This is a genomic window from Cellulosimicrobium sp. GQ32 (assembly GCF_059758455.1).
Map to the genome: position 1 here is coordinate 195442 of NZ_JCAXEP010000008.1, position 18576 is coordinate 214017.

Annotated in this window: 19 protein-coding genes; 8 read left to right on the forward strand and 11 right to left on the reverse strand. The window is 72.7% G+C overall.

The features are described 5' to 3' along the window. Positions 1 to 500 precede the first annotated feature (500 nt). Positions 501 to 2021, forward strand: a complete 1521-nt coding sequence (gene mqo, locus AC6CH9_RS14575) for a malate dehydrogenase (quinone) (protein ID WP_498155526.1) — start codon at positions 501 to 503, stop codon at positions 2019 to 2021. 156 nt (positions 2022 to 2177) lie between these two features. On the opposite strand, the gene AC6CH9_RS14580 is transcribed toward mqo, so the two are convergent. Next, positions 2178 to 2576, reverse strand: a complete 399-nt coding sequence (locus tag AC6CH9_RS14580; protein WP_498155527.1) for a hypothetical protein — start codon at positions 2574 to 2576, stop codon at positions 2178 to 2180. A gap of 90 nt (positions 2577 to 2666) precedes the next feature. On the opposite strand from AC6CH9_RS14580, the gene AC6CH9_RS14585 reads away from it, so the two are divergent. Both AC6CH9_RS14585 and AC6CH9_RS14590 read left to right on the forward strand, forming a co-directional pair. Continuing rightward, positions 2667 to 3620, forward strand: a complete 954-nt coding sequence (locus AC6CH9_RS14585; RefSeq protein ID WP_498155528.1) for a helix-turn-helix domain-containing protein — start codon at positions 2667 to 2669, stop codon at positions 3618 to 3620. 154 nt (positions 3621 to 3774) lie between these two features. Next, positions 3775 to 4884, forward strand: a complete 1110-nt coding sequence (locus AC6CH9_RS14590) for a fatty acid desaturase family protein (RefSeq protein ID WP_498155529.1) — start codon at positions 3775 to 3777, stop codon at positions 4882 to 4884. 53 nt (positions 4885 to 4937) lie between these two features. On the opposite strand, the gene AC6CH9_RS14595 is transcribed toward AC6CH9_RS14590, so the two are convergent. After that, positions 4938 to 5768 (reverse strand): siderophore-interacting protein, encoded by an 831-nt coding sequence (locus AC6CH9_RS14595; protein ID WP_498155530.1) that lies wholly within the window; start codon positions 5766 to 5768, stop codon positions 4938 to 4940. A gap of 172 nt (positions 5769 to 5940) precedes the next feature. Here AC6CH9_RS14595 and AC6CH9_RS14600 point away from each other — a divergent pair, with 172 nt between their 5' ends. Then, positions 5941 to 6159 carry an SCO4848 family membrane protein gene (locus AC6CH9_RS14600; RefSeq protein ID WP_498155531.1) on the forward strand — a complete coding sequence of 73 codons (219 nt, stop codon included), beginning with the start codon at positions 5941 to 5943 and terminating at the stop codon, positions 6157 to 6159. Here the strand turns inward: AC6CH9_RS14600 and AC6CH9_RS14605 are convergent. From AC6CH9_RS14605 to AC6CH9_RS14625, 5 genes are all read right to left on the reverse strand, one after another. Continuing rightward, positions 6146 to 7066 (reverse strand): RNA polymerase sigma-70 factor, encoded by a 921-nt coding sequence (locus AC6CH9_RS14605; protein WP_498155532.1) that lies wholly within the window; start codon positions 7064 to 7066, stop codon positions 6146 to 6148. The genes AC6CH9_RS14600 and AC6CH9_RS14605 overlap by 14 nt on opposite strands. Beyond that, on the reverse strand, positions 7063 to 7656 hold the full coding sequence (locus AC6CH9_RS14610) for a carboxymuconolactone decarboxylase family protein (RefSeq protein WP_498155533.1): 594 nt from the start codon (positions 7654 to 7656) through the stop codon (positions 7063 to 7065). Before AC6CH9_RS14610 ends, AC6CH9_RS14605 begins: the two co-directional genes overlap by 4 nt. A gap of 107 nt (positions 7657 to 7763) precedes the next feature. Continuing rightward, a complete protein-coding gene (locus tag AC6CH9_RS14615; RefSeq protein ID WP_498155534.1) occupies positions 7764 to 8015 on the reverse strand; it encodes a hypothetical protein in 252 nt (83 codons plus the stop codon). Between the two features lie 9 nt (positions 8016 to 8024). Beyond that, positions 8025 to 9311, reverse strand: a complete 1287-nt coding sequence (locus AC6CH9_RS14620) for an MFS transporter (RefSeq protein WP_498155535.1) — start codon at positions 9309 to 9311, stop codon at positions 8025 to 8027. Further along, positions 9308 to 10261: a LysR family transcriptional regulator gene (locus tag AC6CH9_RS14625; protein WP_498155536.1), complete on the reverse strand. Its 954-nt coding sequence runs from the start codon at positions 10259 to 10261 to the stop codon at positions 9308 to 9310. Before AC6CH9_RS14625 ends, AC6CH9_RS14620 begins: the two co-directional genes overlap by 4 nt. Positions 10262 to 10424: 163 nt before the next feature. On the opposite strand from AC6CH9_RS14625, the gene AC6CH9_RS14630 reads away from it, so the two are divergent. From AC6CH9_RS14630 to AC6CH9_RS14640, 3 genes are all read left to right on the forward strand, one after another. Then, positions 10425 to 11285, forward strand: coding sequence for an aldo/keto reductase (locus tag AC6CH9_RS14630; RefSeq protein WP_498155537.1), 861 nt, complete (start codon positions 10425 to 10427; stop codon positions 11283 to 11285). Positions 11286 to 11328: 43 nt separating this feature from the next. After that, on the forward strand, positions 11329 to 12261 hold the full coding sequence (locus AC6CH9_RS14635) for an aldo/keto reductase (protein ID WP_498155538.1): 933 nt from the start codon (positions 11329 to 11331) through the stop codon (positions 12259 to 12261). Between the two features lie 79 nt (positions 12262 to 12340). Further along, the gene (locus AC6CH9_RS14640) at positions 12341 to 12790 is read left to right on the forward strand and encodes a ScoMcrA-related endonuclease (protein WP_498155539.1); all 450 of its coding nucleotides are present in this window, start codon (positions 12341 to 12343) and stop codon (positions 12788 to 12790) included. Between the two features lie 93 nt (positions 12791 to 12883). On the opposite strand, the gene AC6CH9_RS14645 is transcribed toward AC6CH9_RS14640, so the two are convergent. Then, complete coding sequence (locus tag AC6CH9_RS14645) at positions 12884 to 13729, reverse strand: aldo/keto reductase (RefSeq protein WP_498155540.1); 846 nt, start codon at positions 13727 to 13729, stop codon at positions 12884 to 12886. A gap of 171 nt (positions 13730 to 13900) precedes the next feature. Between AC6CH9_RS14645 and AC6CH9_RS14650 the strand changes: the two genes are divergently transcribed. Beyond that, complete coding sequence (locus tag AC6CH9_RS14650) at positions 13901 to 14881, forward strand: VldE C-terminal domain-containing protein (RefSeq protein WP_498155541.1); 981 nt, start codon at positions 13901 to 13903, stop codon at positions 14879 to 14881. Positions 14882 to 14897: 16 nt separating this feature from the next. Here AC6CH9_RS14650 and AC6CH9_RS14655 read toward each other — a convergent pair whose 3' ends face one another. The 3 genes from AC6CH9_RS14655 to AC6CH9_RS14665 all read right to left on the reverse strand — a co-directional run bounded on the left by AC6CH9_RS14655 (position 14898) and on the right by AC6CH9_RS14665 (position 18509). Next, on the reverse strand, positions 14898 to 16244 hold the full coding sequence (locus AC6CH9_RS14655; protein ID WP_498155542.1) for a hypothetical protein: 1347 nt from the start codon (positions 16242 to 16244) through the stop codon (positions 14898 to 14900). 542 nt (positions 16245 to 16786) lie between these two features. Continuing rightward, complete coding sequence (locus tag AC6CH9_RS14660) at positions 16787 to 17008, reverse strand: hypothetical protein (protein ID WP_498155543.1); 222 nt, start codon at positions 17006 to 17008, stop codon at positions 16787 to 16789. A 232-nt stretch (positions 17009 to 17240) separates the two neighbouring features. Further along, complete coding sequence (locus AC6CH9_RS14665) at positions 17241 to 18509, reverse strand: helix-turn-helix domain-containing protein (protein ID WP_498155544.1); 1269 nt, start codon at positions 18507 to 18509, stop codon at positions 17241 to 17243. Between the last annotated feature and the right edge of the window lie 67 nt (positions 18510 to 18576).

Sequence of the window (18576 nt, forward strand, 5' to 3'; positions counted from 1 at the left end):
ACCCTGTTCCGCCAAGGGAGAACGGCGGTGGTTCTCAGGCCCGCCGCGCGACCCAGCGGCAACCCCCAGGCGACGGGCGGCGACGAGGCGGACGAACCGACACCGCGGGCGGTAGCCCGGGTGAGCAACGACCAGAGCAAGACGACGTAGGGCGGGGTGGGTGGTGGTGCCGCGTCGTGGCGGGCCTGGCGGGAGCGACGCGAGGAACGAGCGGCGCGGATGGTAGACGCGGCACCACCACCCACCCCGACCACCCAGGGCGACCACACGCCGTCGGGCAGGGTGACCACGGCTCTACCTCGCGCAACCACGGCTCTATCTCGCGCAACCACGGCTCTACCTCGCGCGACCACGGCTCTACCTCGGCGCGGAAAGGCGGCGCCACGAGGGGCGAGACGTCCGGCCTGTGCCGCTCGGGACGTTCGTCCCGCGAAAGTGTGACGCACGCCCGTGACGCACCGCACAGCTAGTGCACTCTTTCACAAGCGTAGAATCGGAGCGTGTCGAGTCGAGCGAGCAACCCCGCAAGCAGCGCAGACCAGATCGACGTAGCCCTCATCGGCGGTGGCATCATGAGTGCCACGCTGGGGGCTCTCCTCAAGGTCCTGGAGCCCTCCTGGACCGTGCGCATCTACGAGCGTCTGGACGCCGTGGCGCAGGAGTCGTCGAACCCGTGGAACAACGCCGGGACGGGTCATGCCGCCCTGTGCGAGCTGAACTACACGCCGGAGAAGGCAGACGGCTCGATCGACATCACCAAGGCGGTGAAGATCAACGAGCAGTTCGAGGTGTCGCGCGAGTTCTGGCACCACCTGCTCACGACGGGCGCCCTCCCGCGGCCCGCGAGCTTCATCTCCCGCACGCCGCACATGACGTTCGTGCGCGGCGCGGAGAACGTCGACTACCTGCGTCGCCGGTTCGAGACCTTGCGCCAGCACCCGCTGTTCAGCGAGCTCGAGTTCAGCGACGACCCCGCCGTGATCGCCGAGTGGGCGCCGCTCCTCGTCGCGGAGCGCGACGGCGACGAGCCGGTCGCGGCGACGCGCGCGACGAGCGGCACGGACGTCGACTTCGGTGCCCTCACCCAGCAGCTCGTCGACTACCTCGTCTCGCAGGGCACGCAGCTCTTCCTCGAGCACGAGGTGAAGAACCTCAAGAAGACGAAGGACGGCCGCTGGCGCCTGACGGTCAAGGACCGCTCGTGGAACGCCCCGAAGCGCCGCTCGACCGTCGAGGCCCGGTTCGTGTTCGTCGGCGCGGGCGGCGGCGCCCTGCCGCTGCTCCAGGCCGCGGGCATCCCCGAGGCCAAGGGCTACGGCGGCTTCCCGATCAGCGGCGAGTTCCTGCGCACCGACAGCCCCGAGCTCGTCGCGCAGCACCAGGCCAAGGTCTACGGCAAGGCCGACGTCGGCTCCCCGCCCATGTCCGTCCCGCACCTGGACACGCGGGTCGTCGAGGGCAAGACGTACCTGATGTTCGGCCCGTACGCCGGGTTCAGCCCCAAGTACCTCAAGAAGGGCAAGTACCTCGGGCTGTTCACGTCGCTGCGCCTGCACAACCTCGGCTCGATGGTCGGCGCGGGCCTGAAGAACCTCGACCTCACCCAGTACCTGGTCGGCCAGCTCCTCGCGAGCCCGGAGACCAAGTTCACGGCGCTCCAGGGCTTCATGCCGACGGCGCACCCGAAGGACTGGGAGACCATCACCGCGGGCCAGCGGGTCCAGGTGATCAAGAAGGACAAGGACGGCAAGGGCGTCCTCGAGTTCGGCACGGAGGTCATCGCTGCGGGCGACGGCTCCATCGCGGGCCTGCTCGGCGCCTCCCCGGGCGCGTCGACCGCCGTCCCCGCGATGATCGACCTGCTCGAGCGCTGCTTCCCCGCCCGCTTCACCAAGTGGCGCCCCGAGCTCGCCACGATGATCCCGAGCCTCGGCCAGGCGCCGTGGGAGGCCGAGGAGCTCGAGGGCCTGGACCAGCTCACGGGCGGCGCGGACGTCGACGCCGTCGGCTCGCGCGCCTGACCACGATCTGACGCCCCTCCCCCGCGACGGCCCGGACCTCCACGAGGTCCGGGCCGTCGTGCGTCCCACGCCCGGGCGCCGAGCCCGCCAGGCCGGTGCTCGTCCGCCCGTCGGCGGCCGGATGCTCCCACCGGTCTGCGCCGGCCTCCGGGACGGTCAGCGCGGGAGCCGCACGCGCCGCCCCGCGCGCGACGGTGCCGGCTCGGCAGGCGTCGCGGGAGCCGGCGGGAGTCCGCGGACGCCGTCCCGCACGGCGGGGTTCGGGACGACGCGCCGCAGCACGAGCTCGGTCGCGACCTCGTGCGGGTCGACCGGTCCGGGCTGACCGTCCGGGCGGGCGGCCACGGCCCGCAGGTCGGCGTCGAGGCGCTGCGCGTCGCGGTCCCAGCGCTCGCCGTGGACCGACCGGTCGCCCCAGGCGTCGGCGCCCGGCCAGGCGCCGTCGGACCCCGCGGGGAACCACGGGCGCGCGGGGTCCGCGCGCCGCACCGCGAGCGCCGCGACCGTCGGGCCGACGACGAGGAGAAGAACCACCACACCCCAGAAGATGTCCATGCCTCCACCTTGTCGTCGCACGTGCAGGGCGACGAGTGGCAGGACCGACACCTCTCGACAAGATCCCGCCACGGGCGTAGCGTGCCGTGCATGGTGCGTTCCGTCGCGGCCGTCGTGTGCGACGGCCTGGCCCCGTTCGAGTTCGGCGTCGTGTGCGAGGTGTTCGGCCTCGACCGCAGCGAGGACGGCGTCCCGTCGTTCGACTTCCGCGTGTGCGGACCGGTCGCCGGGCGCCCCGTGCGCACGTCGGTCGGCGCGCAGGTGGTCCCGGAGCACGGGCTCGACGCCACGGACGACGTCGACCTCCTCATCGTCCCGGCGATCCGCATCGGCTCGCACTACCCGCCCGAGGTGCTGGACGCGGTCCGGCGCGCGTCCGAGCGCGGCGCGCTGCTGCTCAGCGTGTGCTCCGGCGTCTTCGTGCTCGCCGCGGCCGGAGTGATCGAGGGGCGGCGCGTCACGACCCACTGGATGCACGCCGACGAGCTGCGTCGCCGGTACCCGAGCCTGGACATCGACCCGGACGTGCTGTTCGTCGACGACGGCAACCTCGTCACGAGCGCCGGGACCGCCGCGGGGATCGACGCGTGCCTGCACCTCGTGCGGCGCGAGCTCGGGGCCAAGGTCGCGAACACGATCGCGCGGCGCATGGTCGTGCCGCCCCAGCGTGACGGCGGGCAGCGCCAGTTCATCGAACGCCCGGTCCCGGACTGCGAGGAGGACTCGTTCGCCGAGCTGCTGGAGTGGATGACCGAGCACCTCGACGAGCCGCTCACGGTGCGGGACCTGGCGCGCCGGGCCCACACGTCGGAGCGCACGTTCGCACGCTCGTTCGTCGCCCAGACGGGCACGACGCCGCTCGCCTGGCTCACGTCGCAGCGCGTGGGGCACGCACAGTCCCTGCTCGAGGAGTCGACCCTGGACCTCGAGGAGGTCGCGCGGCGCTGCGGGTTCGGGTCCGCGGCGCTCCTGCGCCACCACTTCCGGCGCGCGGTCGGCATCACGCCGACGGAGTACCGCCAGACGTTCCGCTTCGCCGCCTGACGACGACGCGGCCCCCGAGGCTCCTGCGCGAGTTCTTCACGTCCCGCGCTCGCGCGCGCAACCTACGGTCCCGTAGGGTGGGGTGATCTGCACCACGAGCACCCGCTCACCTCCGCGGCTGGGAAGTCGACACCGACACCCTGCGAGGCCGCACATGACCTCTGCCGCAGTGCGCCCGGGCTTCCGGGCCACCCGTCCCCGCACCGACGAGCCGGGCGCCGTCACCAGCACCTACAGCGCGCTGTCGCGCACCGTGCGCGACGCCGGACTGCTCCACCGCACGCACGGCTACTACCTCTGGACCCTCGCCGTCCTGACGCTCGCGCTCGGCGGCTCCGTCGCCGGGTTCGTCCTCCTCGGCGACTCGTGGTTCCAGCTCCTGATCGCCGGGGCGCTCGGCCTGATCTTCACGCAGTTCGCGTTCGTCGCCCACGAGGCGTCGCACCGCCAGGTCTTCGCGTCCGGCCCGGCGAACGACCGCCTGGGTCGCATCCTCGCGAACGGCGTCGTGGGGATCAGCCACTCGTGGTGGATGAACAAGCACACGCGCCACCACGCGAACCCCAACCAGCGCGGCAAGGACCCGGACATCGCCCCGGACGTCGTCGTCTTCCTCGACGAGGACGCCGCCGCCGCGAAGGGCTTCCGCTCCGTGATCAACCGCTACCAGGGCTGGCTCTTCTTCCCGCTGCTCACGCTCGAGGGCCTCAACCTGCACGTCCAGGCGTACCGCTCGCTCCTCGCGGGTGGCCGGGCGCGAGGCAACCTCCGCACCCGCGTGGTCGAGCTCGTGATCCTCACGCTGCGCCTGTCGCTCTACGTCGGCGCGATCTTCTGGTTCCTGCCGCTCGGCATGGCGTTCGCGTTCCTCGGCGTCCAGCTCGCCGTGTTCGGCGTCTACATGGGGGCGTCGTTCGCGCCCAACCACAAGGGCATGGCGATCATCCCCGAGAACACGAAGATCGACTTCCTCTCGAAACAGGTCCTCACGTCGCGCAACATCCGCGGCGGCTGGTGGATGAACATCCTCATGGGCGGGCTCAACTTCCAGATCGAGCACCACCTGTTCCCGAGCATGCCGCGGCCCCATCTCGCGCGGGCGCGCGAGATCGTGCGCGAGCACTGCGCGAACCTCGGCCTGCCCTACACGGAGACGAGCCTCGTGCAGTCCTACGGCATCGTCGTGCGGTACCTCAACCGCGTCGGGCTCTCCGCGCGCGACCCGTTCGACTGCCCGATGTTCCGCCAGCTCCGCAAGGTCTGACCGGCGCCGAGGCGCGCCCCGGGGCCCTGCGTGGCCGACGACGCGCGCCCGGGTCAGGCCGACGCCGCGTGCCCGTGCCGCCAGTACCCGACGAAGTCGACGTGCGACTTGGGGACGCCGCGGTCGTTGACGAGGTGGCGGCGCACCCCGGTCGCGAGCGTCGACTCCCCTACCGCGTACGCGTAGACGGGCCCGGACGGCAGGTCGGCCGACCGCACGGCCTCGAGAGCGAGCGCGCCGGGCAGGAGCTCGTGCGGGTCGGTGCCCGCGGGCGCCGCACCCTCGCGCACGACCCAGCGGAGCTCGACGCCCGCCGGCACGCGGAAGTCCTGCGCATCTGCCGCCTCGGGGATCTCGACGATCGCGAGACCGCGCGCGTCGTCGGGCAGCGACTCGCAGATGCCCGCGACGGCCGGCAGCCCGGTCTCGTCGGCGACGACGAGCGTCCAGTCGTGCGGGACGCGCGGGTTGTAGCCGACCCCCTGGTCGAGCAGGCCGACGCGGTCGCCCGGCTGGGCTGACAGCGCGAACGACGACGCGGGCCCTGCGTCGCCGTGGACGACGAAGTCGACGTCGATCTCGCGCAGGTCGGGCCGCGCGGCGCGCACCGTGTAGTTGCGGACCCAGGGCCGGCGCGCCTTGGGTGTCGCGAGGTACTGGACGTACCACATGCCCGAGGTGCGCGTCGGCAGCCGGAGGGAGTCCTGGTCGTCGCGGGCGAGGAAGAGCCGGAACCACTGGTCGAAGCCCATCGGCGTGAAGAGCTCCATGTCGTCGCCACCGAGCGTGACCCGCACGACGTGGGGGCTCACCCGCTTGCTCCCGACGACGCTCAGCGTGACGACGTGGGCGTCGGCGGGCTTGACCGTCTTGAAGGTGGCCACCGGTGGCTCCTCGGGGGTGCGGCCCGGCGCGCCGGGCGGACGAGGGCCCCGCGAGCGCGGAACCGTAGGCAAGGCTAGCCTCACCTCGGGCGCGCGTCGATGTGGTCGATGCCACATGCCGCGCGCCCCTCCCCCGCCCGGGGACACCGTCGTCCAGTGTCATGCTCGGGGCGTGGAGCTCCCCGTCGCCTGGTCCGTCGTCCTGCTCGTCACCGCCGCGTGGAACCTGCTCATCTGGCCGCGGTTCCTCCAGCGCATCGCCAAGGACCCGCGCGCGCGGGACGCCGAGGGGCGCGCGACGCGCTTCCTCACGGTGCACGTCGTGCTCATCGCGGTCTCGCTCGTGCTGGCCCTGACGGTCGGCGTGCTCGGCGTCCTCACGCTCGTCTGAGCCCTGCCAGCCGCTCCGGGTTCCGGAAGAGCAGGACGCGCACGACGCGCTCGCCCCCGTACTCGACGGTGGCCGCCATGGCGGGCTCCCCGCCGACGGTCCACACGCCGCCCAGAGCGCCGTTGACGAGCGCGGGCTCGAAGGCCATCGCCGTCGTCTCGGGCTTCGCCGAGAGACCCACGAGCATCCGCGCCACCTTGTCCGCTCCCGTCACGGGCCGCAGCGCCGCGCGCGCCTTGCCGCCGCCGTCGCTCACCACGACGACGTCCGGCGCGAGGATCTCGACGAGCGCGGTCGTGTCCCCCGTCGCGCACGCGGCCATGAACCGCTCGACGGCGGCGCGCTGCGCGTCGTCGGGCGGGGTGAACCGCGGTCGCCGCGCGCGCACGTGCTCGCGCGCGCGGTGCGCGGTCTGGCGCACGGCGTCGGGCGAGCGGTAGAGGCCGTCGGCGATCTCGTCGTAGGGGACGTCGAACACCTCGCGCAGCACGAACACCGCGCGTTCGAGCGGGCTCAGCGTCTCCAGCACGACGAGCAGCGCCATCGACACGTCCTCCGCGCGCTCGACCTGCAGCGCGGCGTCCGGCGTCGTGAGGAGCGGGTCGGGCAGCCACGACCCCACGTACGTCTCGCGCCGCGTCCGCAGCGTGCGCAGCCGGTCGAGCGCGAGCCGGGTCGTGACACGGACGAGGTAGGCGCGCGGGTCAAGGACGCCGGACCGGTCCGCCGCCGACCAGCGCAGCCACGCCTCCTGGACCACGTCCTCGGCGTCGGCCGCGGAGCCCGTCATCTCGTACGCGACCGTGAAGAGCAGGCGACGGTGCGTCGCGAACGGCGCGAGGACCGCACCGGGACCGCGTGGCCCCGCGGCGCGGTCGGGCGGCGGGGACCCGGCGCTCTCGCTCACCCGGCCAGCCTGCCAGCCGTGCCTGCCGCGCGCAGCCCCCCGCCGAGCGGGACCTCGCACCGGTCGCTGAAGCCCTGGCTGGACAGGCCGAGGGCCGCGTTGATCCGGCTGCGCAGGTTCTCGAGCGCGACCAGGGCCGTGAGCTCGACGAACGCGGGCTCGCCCAGGTCGTCGACCAGCGCGACCGCGAGCTCGTCAGTCACCGTCGGCGGGGTCGCGGTCGCCGCCTCGGCGTACTCGAGCACGCGCCGCTCGACAGCGGTGTACGCCGCGCTCTCGCGCCACGCGGGCACGTCGTGAAGCTTGCGGGGGTCGACGTCACCGTGCTCCGACTCCCAGTAGCCGAAGTCGACGCACCACGAGCAGCCGATCTGCACAGCGGACGCCATGACCGCGAGCGCCGAGAGCGTCGGGTCCAGCGCCCGCCAGCGCGCGACGCCCGCCTCGAGGACGCAGTACGTCGCCGCGACGCGCGGGTTGTGCCCGACGGCGGCGAGCGGCTCGAGCACCGCGCCGTACCGGCGCCGTGAGAGCGCAGCGAGCGTGCGGTTGAGCAGGGTCCGGGGCGGGTCGAGCGAGATGCGGGCCACGACGGTCTCCTTCCGTCAGCCGGCGCGGTGCGCGCCGGTCGTGCGCGGGGTCGACCATCCAGACGCAGGCCGCGGTCCGCGCGTGACATGCCCGCGCGTGACCTGCGTCACGCCCGGTGGGCTCGCCTCTCGTTGCCGCGCCGGTAGTTCCCCGTCGCCCGGGCGAGCAGAAGCTGGACCTCGCCCTCGTCGTCGCGCGCCTCGGCCCGCTCCAGGGCGGCGACGAGCCGGTCGGCCGCGGCCCCCGCGACGGTGACGACGACGCGCCCGCCGCGCGCGACCCGCACGCGACCGTCCTGGGTCACCTGGTGGTCGAACGGGTCGGGGAACGGGGCGCGGAGGGTGCGGTCGCTCGCCATCCCACCACGCTAGGGCGCGTCGGACGGGACCTGCACGGCCTTTTGCCCCGCTCGCGGTCGCACGAGGTTCGCGAGCGGCGAGTAGCGCGGCACCCAGCGTGCGAGGGCCGCCGCGGACCCCGCGCCGAGCACCGACGTCGCCCAGACCCCCGCCGCGAGCGACCCCAGCGCTGCCCCCGCCGAGAGCACGAGGGGCCCGAGCGCGTCGCCCGTGTCCTGGAAGAGCCGCCACACGCTGAGGAAGGTCGGGCGCACCTCTGCGGGTGCGACGTCGGCCCCCAGCGTCATGACGATGCCCGACCCCATCCCGTTGCCGACCCCGAGCAGCGCCGCGACGACGGTGACCGCGCCCACCGTGTGGGCGAAGGGCAGGAGCGCGAGCCCGGCGGCCATGGTGAGCATCGACGGCACGGCCACCCACAGCCGCCCGAACCGGTCCATGACCTTGCCCGCCGGGTAGAACAGGAGCATGTCGAGCGCGCCGGAGACGCCGAAGACCAGCGACGTCACCTCCGCGTCCAGCCCGAGGTGCTCGCCCCAGAGCGGGATGACGGTCTGGCGCGCCCCGCGCACGGCGCTCACGAGGAGGATCGCGACACCGAGGGTCGCGAAGAGGCGCCGGTGCTCGCGCGCCACACGGGCGATGGTCACCCGCGGTCCCGCCGCGGCGCCGCGACCGCGCGTGCGCACGCGGCCCGGCTCGCCCTGCGCCGTCGGCTCCGGGCGCACGACGGCGAGCACCGCCACCGCCACCAGCGCGGCCACGGCGCCGAGCCAGTAGGCGCCGCGCACGTCCGTCGCCGCGATGACGGCCGCCCCCGCGAACGGGCCGAGGAACAGCCCGATGCGGTGCACGCCGGCGAGCGTGGACAGGACGCGCGCCCGCCGCAGGGGCGGCGTGATCTCCGTGAGGTAGGCCTGGCGGGCGAGATTGAAGACGGCGGTCGACGCCCCCAGGGCGAGGACGCCCGCCGCCAAACCCCCGAGGTTCGGGCTGAGCGCGATCGTCGCGAACGCGACGACGGCGACGCCGCCCGCGAGCAGCATGGCCGCCCGGTCGCCGATCCGCTGCGCGAGCGCCCCGGCCGGGAGGTCGAACAGGATCTTGCCGATCGGGACGAGCGCGGCGACGAGGCCCGCGACCGTGAGGCTCGCCCCGCGCCCGGTCGCGGTGACCGCGACGACGGGCAGCATCGCCCCGATGCCGATCTCGAGGACGAGCGTCGGGACGAACGCGCCGAGGACGACGCTGCGCAGGGGGAAGAGGGGTGCGTCGGCGCCCGCGCGGGCGGTCACCGCACCTCCGCCACGACCTCGACGCCCGATCGCTCGTCGTCGGGTCGTGCGACCTCGACGCCCCGGCACGCGGGCGCGTCGGCGAGGAGCTCGAGGAGCTGGGGCGCCGCGGAGGCCCCGCTGTCCCAGCGTCCGGTCACGACGGAGACGACCCAGCTCGGTGCCCCGGCCTCGGGCAGCGCGAGCGTGACGAGGCGCTCCGCCTGAGGCTTCGCCGCGACGTGGCGCGGGACGAGCGCGATCCCGAGGCCGCGGTCGACGAGCTCGAGCAGCGTGTGCACGTCGTTGACCGAGCACCGCACGCGGCGGTGCACGCCGTGCGCGGCGCACGTGGCGTCGTTGACGGGACGCGCACCCCACGACGGGTCGAAGTCGACGAACTCCTGGCCGGAGAGGTCGGCCCAGTCGACCCGACCGCGCATGGCGAGCGGGTGCTCGGGCGCGCACACGAGCACGAGCGGCTCGCTGCCCAGCACGGTCTGCGACAGCGACCCCAGGTGCTCGGTGGTGGCGACGAACGCGACGTCCAGGTCACCCTCGCGCACACGCGCGAGGAGGTCGTGGGAGCCGGCCTGCGCGAAGTGGATCTCCACCTGGGGGTAGCGGCGGTGGAAGCGCTCGAGCAGCGTCGTGACGTCGAGGACCCCGAGGCACTGCTCCGAGCCGACGCGCAGCGAGCCGGACAGCGCGCGCGTCGCGCGGACCACCGCGTCGCGACCTGCGGCCGCCTGCGCGAGCATGGAGCGTGCGTGCGGCAGCAGCGCCAGGCCGGCCTCGGTGGGCTCGACGCGGCGCGTCGTGCGCGTGAACAGGCTCGCGCCGAGCTCCTCCTCGAGGCTGCGGACCGCGGCGGACAGGCCCGACTGGGAGACGCCGACGAGCTGCGCCGCGCGGGTGAACTGGCGCTCGTCCGCGAGCGCGACGAGGTACTCCATCTGACGAAGATCCATTGACCACTCGCACTTCTCTATTTGACAACTACTAGTTGTTGGACTTCTAGATTATCGCTTCCTACGCTTGAGCAGTCCCGGTCCGTCGTCTCGCGCTGCCCGGCGCTCCGCCCTCGCAGGCGGGCGACGACCCTTCCTACCCCTGAACCGTGAGGAAGTCCCCATGCAGCAGCGCACTCTCGGATCCCGGACGGTCTCCGCGATCGGTCTCGGCGGCATGCCGATGTCGATCGAGGGCCGACCGGACGAGGCCCGGTCCGTCGCGACGATCCACGCCGCGCTCGACGCCGGCGTCACGCTGATCGACACCGCCGACGCCTACCACCTGCGCGCCGACGAGGTCGGGCACAACGAGGAGCTGATCGCCCGCGCGCTGCGCTCGTACGGCGGCGACACGGCCGGCGTCCTCGTCGCGACGAAGGGCGGACACCTGCGCCCCGGCGACGGCACCTGGACCCGCAACGGCGACCCGACCTACCTCAAGCAGGCCGCGAAGGAGTCGGCGCGCCGGCTCGGCGTCGACGCGATCGGCCTGTACCAGTTCCACCGCCCCGACCCCGAGGTTCCCTACGCCGACTCGGTCGGCGCGCTCGTCGAGCTGCTCGACGAGGGCGTGATCCAGCAGGCCGGGATCTCGAACGCGGACGTCGAGCAGATCGACCTCGCGCACGACCTCCTGGGCGGGCGGCTCGCGTCCGTGCAGAACCAGTTCTCGCCGCGCTTCCGCTCCAGCCAGGGCGAGCTCGAGCACTGCGCGGCGCTCGGCGTCGCCTTCCTGCCGTGGAGCCCGCTCGGCGGGATCGCGAACGCCGCCGAGCTCGGCGCGCGCCACGCCGTCTTCCAGGACGTCGCCGACGCCCACGGCGTGAGCGTCTACCAGGTCACGCTCGCGTGGGAGCTCGCGCTCGCACCCGTCGTGATCCCCATCCCCGGCGCCTCGCGGCCCGAGTCGATCCGTGACTCAGCCGCCGCCGCCGACCTCGTCCTGACCCCGGAGGAGGTCGCGCGGCTCTCCGCCGCGTGACGACCCGCCGGAACCCGCCCACCCCCGCGAAGGAGCTCCACCGATGAAGACCTTCACCCTGCCCGGCACCGACCTGGTCGTGCCGGACGTCGTGCTCGGCCTCATGCGCATCCAGGACAAGACCGACGACGAGGTCCGCACGCTCGTGCGCACGGCCCGCGACGCCGGCATCACGTTCCTCGACCACGCCGACGTCTACGGCACGGACCTGCACGGCTGCGAGCGCCGGTTCGCCGAGGCCCTCGACCTCTCCCCCGCCGAGCGCGGTGAGTGGGTCATCCAGTCCAAGGCCGGGATCGTGCCCGACGGCCCGTACTTCGACTTCTCCTACGAGCACCTCGTCGCGTCCGTCGAGGGCTCGCTCGACGCGCTGCGCACGGACTACCTCGACATCCTCCTGCTGCACCGGCCCGACGCCCTCGTCGAGCCCGAGGAGGTCGCGCGCGCGTTCGCCGACCTGCACGCCGCGGGCAAGGTGCGCGCGTTCGGGGTCTCGAACCACACGCCGGGCCAGATCGAGCTGCTGCGCCGGTACGTCGAGCAGCCGATCGTCGCGAACCAGCTCCAGCTCTCGATCACGCACGCGCCGATCGTCGCGCAGGGGGTCGCGTCGAACATGCAGGCCCTGGACCAGTCGATCAGCCGCGACAGCGGGATCCTCGACTACTGCCGCCTGCACGACATCACGGTCCAGGCGTGGTCGCCGTTCCAGGCGGGGTTCTTCACCGGCGTCTTCCTGGGCTCGGAGAAGTACCCCGAGCTCAACGCCGTGATCGACCGGCTCGCCGCGAAGTACGACGTCCCGCCCATCGCGATCGCGACCGCCTGGATCACGCGGCACCCGGCGCGGATGCAGGTCGTGCTCGGCACGACGAGCCCCGATCGCGTGGCGGGCGCGGCCCTCGGCTCGGAGGTGCCGCTCACGCGCGCGGAGTGGTACGAGCTGTTCCGCGCCGCGGGCTACACCGTCCCCTGACGCGCGCGCCCGGACGCTGGTGTCGGAGGTCACGCACCGGCCGTCCGGGCCGCCCCACGTGGCGGTCTAGGCTCGTGCCGTGGCAACCTTCTCGGCAGTGACCCGGCAGCACATCCTCCAGGCGATCGCGGACTGGGACGACCGGGGCCGGGACGCGTTCCTCGGGGTCTACGGGTTCACCGCGAGCCCCGGCACCCCCCTCCTCCACGAGGACCGTGCGTACGACGCCCAGGCGATCCTCGGCGTCGCGCACCGCTACGCGACCGGTCGCGTCGCGACGGCCGAGGAGTTCCGCAACAGCCCCGTGAGCGTCGCAGACCTGCTGCGCAAGCGCGGCTTCGACGTGCCGGGCGCGGCGCCCGCAGCGCCGGCACCCGCGCGTCGGACCGCGGCGAAGGCCGCGACCGCGCCCCGCGCCCCGCGGCGCACGACGACGCCGCGTGCGTCCGAGCCCGAGAAGCCGCCGGCCGTGTGCCCCACGTGCTTCACGGTGCTGCCCGCGACGGGCATCTGCGACGACTGCGGCTGACCGGGTCTTCCCCGCGCGCGACGAGGGGCGCCGTCCTACCGGACGGCGCCCCTCGTCGTGCCGCGAGTGCCCGCGGGGCCGCGGGCGACCGGGTCAGTTGACCTCGGACGGGTGCGCGCTCACGCGGCCCGAGCCGTCACCGGTGTCGAGGGCGTCGATCGCCGCGACCTCGTCGGCCGTGAGCTCGAACCCGAAGAGGTCGAAGTTCTCCGCCATGCGCTCCTTGCGCGACGACTTGGGGAAGACGATGAAGCCGCGCTGAAGGTGCCAGCGCAGGACCGCCTGGGCCGGGGTCACGCCGTGCGCGGCCGCGGCGTCGACGACGGCCTGCCGCTCGAAGAGCGGGTACTTGCCCTGGCCGAGCGGGCCCCACGCCTCGATCTTCATGCCGTGCGCATCGGCCCACGCGAGCACGTCGCGCTGCTGGTAGGCCGGGTGCAGCTCGATCTGGTCGACGGCGGGTACCACGCCCGTGTCCGCGACGATCCGGTCGAGGTGCTCGGGCAGGTGGTTGGAGACGCCGATCGAGCGCGCCAGGCCGGCGTCGCGGATCTCGATGAGCTTGGCCCACGCGTTCGTGTACTGGTCCTGGGCGGGCGCCGGCCAGTGCGTGAGGTAGAGGTCGACGAACTCGAGGCCGAGCTTGTCCAGGCTCTCGCGGATCGCGTCGTGCGGCTGCTCGCCGGACTGACGGTCGTTCCACAGCTTGGTCGTGACGAAGAGCTCGTCGCGCGGGACGCCGCTCTTCGCGATCGCGGCGCCGACGCCCTCCTCGTTGCGGTAGATCGCGGCCGTGTCGATGTGGCGGTAGCCGACCTCGAGGGCCTCGCTCACGGCCTTCTCCGCCTCGTCCGGTGGGACGAGGAAGACGCCGAAGCCGAGCTGGGGGATGGTGTGACCGGAGTTGAGCGTCACGGTCGGGACAGAGGGAGCGGTCATGCCCTCCAGCCTAGGAACCGGCCGTCCAGGCGTCCAACGACTGCCGGGCATGCGACTCAGCGCTCGCGCTCATGAGTCCCTGACCTGCACGGCGAGATCCGGGCTGGACTTTGTAGATCACGGTTTGGTTACATGGGCGCGGTCCTGACCACGAACGAACCGGAGCGCACCATGTCCCGAGGCCGCCACAGCGCCGCACCCGCAGCGCCCGCGCGCTCCCTCCGGCTCCCTGCCCTGCCGTCGTTCCCCGCGCTCCCGGCGCGCGCCCTCAAGCTCCCGGCGCTCGCGCTCGTGGGCCTGCTCGGCGCCGGCGTCGTCGGCGCAGGCCCCCAGCCCGCCGAGGGGAACCCGGACCTCGCACCGCTGAGCGTCGAGCCCGCATCCGGGTCGACCGTGGAGCGCGGCACGGGTGCCGCCAGCCGCTCCGCCGAGCGCGTCGCTCCCCCGGCGGCGACCCAGGAGTCCCCGGTCGTCGAGACCGCGGCCAAGATCACCGTGGTCCCCGCCGCCGAGGTCGCCCCGCCGGCCCCGGTCGTCCCCGTCGCCACCGGCCAGCTCTGGACCACCGACGCCGTCAACGTCCGTACCGGGCCGTCGGCCGACGCCGCGCGCGTCGCGACCGCCGCGTTCGCCACCGCCGTCGACGTCACCGGCGCCACCGAGGGCGAGTGGAGCCAGATCGTCTGGGACGGCGCCGCGGCCTGGATCAAGTCCAGCTTCCTCGCGGACTCCCAGCCCGAGGCGCCGGCGGCGACTGCCGCGAGCGGCGGCGGGTCCAGCGCGAGCGGCATCTCCGACGCCGCGTGCGGGGTGAGCTCCGGGATCGAGTCGTCGCTCCAGTCCAACGCCCGTGCGGTCTACCGCGCGGTGTGCGCGATCTTCCCGCAGGTGACCTCCTACGGCGGGATCCGCCCGGGCGACAGCGGCGACCACGGCACCGGCCGCGCCCTGGACATCATGATCACGGGCGAGACGGGCTGGGAGATCGCCCGCTACCTCCAGGCCAACGCCGGGGCGCTGGGGATCACGTACCTCATCTACCAGCAGCAGATCTGGATGGCCGGAGACCCCGCGAGCGCGTGGTCCGGCATGGAGGACCGCGGCGGCACGACCGCCAACCACTTCGACCACGTGCACGTCAGCACGTCGTAGGTTCCGCCGCCACCCGTCACGGCACGACGTTCGAGAACAGCCTCCTGCCGAGACCCTCCACGTCCGACCCGTCCCGGGTCAGGCCCACGTAGCCGCTGCGCTCGACGACGAAGACGTCGGACGGGACCGCGGCCGTCAGCCGTGACACCCACGAGCGCTCGTGGCGGAAGGCGACCACCTGGACGCCGTCGGCGACCAGCCGCAGCACGACGTCGACGAGCCCGGGGTGCGCGGACAGCGGAACGGTACCGTCCTCGCCGTCGTACCCGGAGTCCTCAGGAGCCGACCCGCCCGAGAGCTTGAGCGACCTGAGGTGCGGCAGCCGCGTGAGGAACGCGCCGTCGGCGCCGTCGAGGCTCAGCGACAGCCGTTCGACGGCGGTGTCTCGCAGCGCCGTGAGGTCGGCTCCACGGGTCGTGCCGACCAGGTACAGCTCGGTGAGCGCGGGCAGCTGTGACAGCACCTCGACACCCGCGAGCCCTCCGCCGGCGACGTTCACGTGCAGCCGCCGGAGGTCGGTGCACTCCACCAGAGGCGCGAGGTCGGCGGGACCGGTCAGGGCCACACCGACGCCCGTGAGCCCCTGCACCGCGCCGATCCCCTCGAGCGTGGAGCACGCACCGAGCTGGAGCATGGTGTCCTCCGGCCGGAACATCGTCGCGGCGAAGGCCCGCCGGTCGAACCGCCCCCACGCGCGGTGCAGCTCCGCGAGCTCGACGTCGGGATAGCCGTCGCGCGCGTACCCGGCGAGCACGTCGAGCGCCGCTGGGGTCCCGATGCTCCCCAGCGCCCGGAGGGCCACCCGCCGCTCGGCCGCCCGCTGCCCGGAGCGCGCGCCGAACCACCGCGGGTCAGCGTCCGGGTGCGCGGCGAGCCACGACGCCACCTGCGCCACCTTCTCGGGGAGCGCCGGGACGTCGTTCCCCGCGGGCGCGAGCGGCAAGTCAGGAGCCTCAACCGATGCGGGAGCCGCCGACACGGACGCCAGCGCCGCCGCGTGCTTCGCGGCCGCCCGGCGGATCGTCGCGATCTTCGGAGCGCTCCGCTCCGCCGTGTCGGCCGGGAGCCGATCGAGGACGGTCACGTCGGCCCGGGCCGCGAGCGCGAGGAGCGCCCAGAGCGTCCGCGCACCGAGCGCCTCGGCGAGGCTCGACGCGTCGAGACCGGCGAGCGCCCCGAGGTCCGGGTCGTCGAACACCCGCAGCGCGGCTCGTTCCAGTGCGGGGTCACTCGGGAGGCGCACGGCCCCCTTGATGGCGTTCGGCTGGTTCGAGTACCGGTCGAACCGGGTCAGCACCTGCTCGGCGCGTGCTGCGCCGATCGCGTCCGCCAGCACGGCGAGGACGTCTGTCGAACCCGGCATGCGAGCCTCCGCTTCCCGTCGGGACCACCCGGCCGCCGGACGGCAGGACGGGCGGGGCCGACCCTACCTGCCAGGCCTCACGGCCGCCGGGTGCGCCGAGCAGGAGAGCGAGAGCCACGACCCGACGCAGCGCAGAAACGACGAAAGCGGGGCGCCGATGAACGACGCCCCGCTTCGAACCGGTGGAGCTGAGGGGACTCGAACCCCTGACCCCCTGATGTACACCGGCGGCCCCTCCACCTGCGAGCAGTTACGCACTGCTTCGCAAAAACACCCGTCTACCTCGCCATTCACCCAGAGCGGTGGACGGTTACGAACCGAGTCTATCGAGCCGTTGCGAGCTACTACGAGACTGTTCGCTGAAGTGAAGTGGAGGGATCTTGGAGGGCTCCCTGCCCTTCTGCTCCTCGGCGCGTCAGATCGCCTGGGCCCCGCAGGCACGAGGCCACCAACGGCCACTGCCCGGGGCGATGCGGGGTCCACCGCCGCGCCAGGATGACCACTTTGGGCGGCGGGAACCCCCTATGCGGCATGGCGCACTCCTACTCGGGGCGCTTCGACTCATTGGGTGCCTTCCTCTTCCGCGACGCCAGTATGAAGAAGCCGGCGGCCGCGCCGAACTGCAGCAGCGCGTCGAGCACCTGCGCGCCATCGTCAGCGGCGGAAGCCGCACCACCGGGACCATCGCCCCAGCCTCCGCCAAAGACGGTCGTGATCCCGACGATCAGGAAGATGCCGCCGAGAAGCCAGAAGATGACCTTCATTGGTCGCTGCGCCCTTCTCCCGGAGGAGGTCGTTCTTTCCGACTCGGGTGAGTCGGCTTCACGCAGCGTAGTGGCTGGACAGCGGCTACGTGGCCCTTTGCGGCGCAGGTGGCGTGGCCGGGCCCTGACCCCTTGTGGTGGTTTATCAGGGCTGAGACTGACCCTGTAGCAGTCCGATTGGCGGCCCGGCACGACTCACCCATGCACCAGCAGACGCCCTGCGCGTGCATGGTTAGCGTGCGACCTGTGTGAGTACCTCTTCGATCGCGAAGTCGATGAACTCGCCCTCCCTATCGTCCTCAACGTCCAGGACCGGAGCGACCTTCGGAGCATCGCCGTCGCTCGTGCCTTCCTCGGGTGCTGCGCCCTGCTTCAGGGACATGCCGATCGGCATCGAGAGGACGGTCAAGCAAGCCAGGACGATCTCTGCCAATCGGCGGACAGCGGCCTGCGCCTGACCATCGATGTCTGACCAATCGGCATCGTTCCCCACCGGCAGCGCACGCTCGATCGTTCGACGGTATGACCGTGACGCAACCAGTGCGACGGTCAGGATCTGCTGAATATCGGAGAGCCGAGCGATGAACTTGCGAACTACTCGGGCATTCTTCCCATCCTCGAGCTCGCGTTCTGCGTCATCGAGCTGGCGAGAGATCGACTCCTGCTTCTCGAGCACCCGTCCTCCACTCGCAAAGAGAGCCGCGGCCGCCAGAGTGAGGACCGGCAAGGCGACGATGCTGGTCAGGACCGCAGTCCCACCCGCAATACCGGCTCCGCCCGCGGCGAGGCTCCCGCCGCCGATCGCGGCCAGCGTGGCGGAGCTCGCGGCCACACCAGACAGCGAAGAGATGGCGGCTCCTGTCGACGCGGACGCAATGGCCGCAACCGTCATGTACGTCGCCGTCGCGGCGCCAGCACCGACGGCAGCGCCAGCACCTCCCCCGAGAACGCCGGCCCCGACAAGCGCGTAGATGCTCTTGCTCGTCTTCACCTGCGCTTCGCGGAGGGAGCCCACGAACTCGGCGTCCCGACCTGCGGCATCGATGTTCACGTTGACGACGACGTCTTCAGGGATGTTCTTCAACCGCGAGACCAGATCGGCAAAGGGTGCGATCACATCCGCGTCGAAGTTGCGGACCAGTGCGTCGAGAGCCTTCGCCTCCTCGTTCGCGTCCTGCTCAAGCTGCTTGGCGCGTGCCTTGAGTGCGCTCGCACGGTCCGCGTTCCGCCGCGCCAGTTGGACGGCCTTCGCGATCTTGGGCGCATTGACCTTCCTGCGGTCCGTCCCCGTCCCAGCTGCCGCGCTCCGAAGAACGTCTTCGTCGATCCCGAGGACGGCCGCGAGCTTGGGGAGCTTGTCGCCCCGGGGGAGCCGTTCGTCATTCTCGATCTTCGCGATCATCACCGCGCTGTAGCCCGTGGCGTCTGCGAGCTGCTCGCGGGTCCAGAGCTTCCGCTGGCGCGCCACCGAGACGAGTTCACCCACTGTGGTGTCGGTCATGGGGTTGCACCTCCCAACTTGTACATGTACAACTAAGTATTGCATCGGTACCACAGGGTACCGATAC